The organism is Neobacillus sp. MER 74, from assembly GCF_023714155.1.
Map to the genome: position 1 here is coordinate 1 of NZ_JAMAUV010000095.1, position 306 is coordinate 306.

Sequence of the window (306 nt, forward strand, 5' to 3'; positions counted from 1 at the left end):
GCCTGCATGAAGCCGGAATCGCTAGTAATCGCGGATCAGCATGCCGCGGTGAATACGTTCCCGGGCCTTGTACACACCGCCCGTCACACCACGAGAGTTTGTAACACCCGAAGTCGGTGGGGTAACCTGGGACAAAACTTAACCTCTTACTATAATAATAGGAAGTTAAGTTTTGTCCTAGGAGCCAGCCGCCTAAGGTGGGACAGATGATTGGGGTGAAGTCGTAACAAGGTAGCCGTATCGGAAGGTGCGGCTGGATCACCTCCTTTCTAAGGATAATAGGAAAAGCGGAGGCGACTGTTCAAC

At 52.0% G+C, this 306-nt stretch carries 1 rRNA gene; it reads left to right on the top strand.

What is annotated here, in order from left to right:
* Positions 1 to 269, top strand: a 16S ribosomal RNA gene (locus tag M3610_RS27660); the annotation flags it as partial.
* Positions 270 to 306: the final 37 nt, after the last annotated feature.